The following is a 3440-nucleotide window of genomic DNA, read 5'->3' on the forward strand; positions in this document are numbered from 1 at the left end:
ATAAATTATTTTACTGATAAAATGGCCTCTGTTTGTTTTTAGTTTTACTAGATATACTCCTTTTGAAAGGTTTGTGATTGGAAGGCGAAGACTGTTTGTTGATGTTGGAAGACTCCATTTCTTGATGGTTTGGCCAACTAAATTTGTTAGTATTATTTCTTCTGGAAAAACATTATTGGTAGTTTTTACAAATAATTGCTGTTCTTTTTGAAGAAATTGAACAACAGTATCTTGGTTTAAATTGTCATCTAAGTTCAGCGAAGCATTATCCATAAAGGTTATAAAAAATCTATCTGAATACGTGCCAGCTGCTAGATTGTTTTGGTAATTGGAATCGTTGATTTGAAAATATTCGTCTAAAAGACTGTCATAAATAAAAACGTCAATAGGCTCGTTAAAATTTTCTAAAGCGTTAAGGCTAATTTCGAAATAGCCGCCATCATTAAGTTTAATAGTTAAGGGGTAACTTTTTGAACTATCAAAGGAACCCACACCCTGAATTACGTAATAATTTCCATTAATAACCCAATACATGTCATTTGGAAAATTTTCTGTATTTAAGGCGTCGTACCCATAATCTACGGCATCACTAGCAGCATTGTCAGGAGTAAATCCAAGAAGTAAATATCTAGTAAATCCGTTTGGACCTATAAATGAAATTCGTACTCTTTGTATATTTTCTGGAAGGTCTTCTCCAGAAGGATCCGTTTCTTGGTTTGTTATACTGATTGATGGATAATTGTAATTGGGCATATTGGAGGATTCTATAAATCTATTGTCAATATTTAATGTGTTCGATAAAAATTGAAAAGATTTATGATTGTTTTGATTTGCCTTTCCAAATAAATTGTTACAATAAATTGGCGAAGTAAAGTGGAGTGAATAGCAAATACCTAGAATCAATAATTTAATAAAAGTCTTCATTGGAAGTTATTATTGTTGGTTAAACTTACCTTTAGTTTTAATAGATTTTGAGCTTTTATTTTTAGTTCAAAGGAATTTTAGCTTTAGGGAAATGGAAATGTATTTTAAATTAGGGAACTTTTGTAAATAATTGAAAATTAATCGATTAAGTGCTTTGTTGTTGAACTTAATGGTAATAGAAGACTTTCTGAAAGGAAATTGAGTCTAGTAACAAAACATTTTTTTTGGAAAAAAATCTATTAATTATTGAAGATTTGTCCGTTTTGTAATACATCCTATGTTAAATTCGTATTAACATTGAAGAGTTGTTAATTAAAGGTTAATTATGTTATTTTAGCAGGATAATTAACTTTTCAACTACTAAAATATATATGAGGAAGTATACTCTTCTTACGATCTTTTTTTGTCTTTCTTTTAACCTATTTGCCCAATTAATACCTGAGTATTACGGAGATGCTGTGTCTCTAGGGGATAATTGTTATAGAATTACCGAAAATACTACGCAGCAAAGTGGATCCGTATGGTACAATAATGTTATTGATCTTAATACTGATTTTGAAATAATTTTTGACGCCAACTTTGGAAGTAACGATGCCAATGGTGCTGATGGAATGGCCTTTGTAATGAAAACTACAGCTACAGCCGAAATTGGTTTATCTGGAGGAGGTGTAGGGTATGAAGGTATTACCCAATCTCTAATTGTTGAGTTTGATACATGGACTAACGGAAACAGAGCGGATATAACAGCAGATCATATGGCTTTGATGAAGAATGGGAGTACTTACCATAATTCAGCAAATAATCTTGCAGGACCAATTCAAGCTTCAGAAACCTCTATAAATATTGAAGATGGAAACTACCATGAGGTAAAGGTAGCATGGGATGCCACAGCGCAAAATTTTACAGTAACCTTTGATTGTAGTGAACGGATTTCTTATTCTGCTGATATTATCAATACTATATTCAATGGAACTTCTGAGGTATACTTCGGATTTGCGGGGTCTACGGGTGCTGCGTATAATTTACAGCAATTGTGCTTTAAACATATTTCCTTTTCATCAATAGGGTCTTTATCAGACAAACAAGTTTGTGCTGGTGGAAGTATTGATACAATAGATGCTACTTATGATGGAGCTCAAGGTTATGAGTGGTCACCAGCAGAGGGGGTTAGTGATCCTACGCTTCCCAATCCAGTATTTTCTCCAACTGCAGATACCACTTACACTGTATCCATAACAGATAATTGTGGCGATATTTTAACGAAAAGTTTTAATGTCGTAGTAATGCCTGAATCTTCAGCGGAAGTGGAAGCAGTGAATTCTACAGTTTGTCCAGGGGATGATGGAGAGTTTACTATTACGGGAGTGCCTAATAGTACAGTTACTTATATTATTAATGAAGGTGTAGAAGAAACAGTTGTGTTGGATGATACTGGAGTTGCATCTGTAGTAGTGATGGCTTCAACAGAAAATACCACCATGACACTTGTGGGAATTGATGCTCCAACTCCTACTATTTCTGGGAACGGACAATCGGCTTATGGTGGAATTAATCCTGAAAATGCCGAAGGTGCAATAGAGCCAGAAGGAACAACAGCGACTTCTGCCAATTCGGCAAGAATCTCCAACACCTACCAATCATGTGTATTGTTGTTGGATCAAACAGTTCCGGCAGGCACTGAAATCACACTAAGTGTGGCAAAAAACAATAGTTCCGCACAAATGAGTGTTTCCGATGGAACCAATTCTCAAACTATTAATACAGGTACGGTAAATGTCCTTCAATATGTCACTTTTGTAACAGGCCAGGACACTAACATGCTCACCTTTATAAGTCTTAATGGATATTTCTGGATTGATGGTGTGGAATATACTATTGAATTACCTAATTGTTACACCGCTTTGGATGATTCTGAAACGATTTCATTTTCAGATTTGGATGATGCAACTTTTGTTATGGAACCAACCTGTGATGGTGCTACAGCAACAGCGGCAACTCCTGGAGGAACTTATGTAATTGTGTCTCCAGCTGGCCCAGGAACAATAGATCCTTTAACAGGAACTATTACAGGAGGGTTGCCTGGAGAAGAATATACTATTGAATATACCACCAATGAAAATTGTGGAAGTACTAGTAGCGGAACGGTAACAATACTACCCGAGCCTGAGGTGGCAGAAGCTAATCCAAGTTTGCAAGTTTGTGATGATAATATTCCGGATGGATTGACGGCAATAGATTTGGCTTTAGTGAATAATAACATTACAGGAGGAACCCCAGGATATGTAGTAAGTTACTTTTTGACACAGGCAGATGCCGATAATGATATCAATCAACTTCCGATACCTTATACAAATATCAGCAACCCACAGACTATTTACGCGAGATTGCTAAATACAATGACTGGATGTTATACTACTACAACGGTACAACTTTCGGTAGAACAGGCTCCAGAGGCTAACATCCCAGACCCGTTGGAGTACTGTGATGCGGACAGCGATGGCTTTGGCGTGTTCGAC

General features: G+C 35.8%; 2 protein-coding genes. One reads left to right on the forward strand and one right to left on the reverse strand.

Annotated elements, in window-relative coordinates; genetic code table 11:
- Positions 1-753 (reverse strand): DUF8693 domain-containing protein (locus AC6I5C_RS17740; protein WP_497906336.1); only part of this gene is annotated, 753 nt, incomplete at its 3' end.
- 542 nt (positions 754-1295) lie between these two features.
- Here AC6I5C_RS17740 and AC6I5C_RS17745 point away from each other — a divergent pair.
- A partial coding sequence (locus AC6I5C_RS17745) for an L-type lectin-domain containing protein (RefSeq protein WP_497906337.1) occupies positions 1296-3440 on the forward strand: 2145 nt, incomplete at its 3' end.

This window comes from Mangrovimonas sp. sgz306409 (assembly GCF_059735265.1).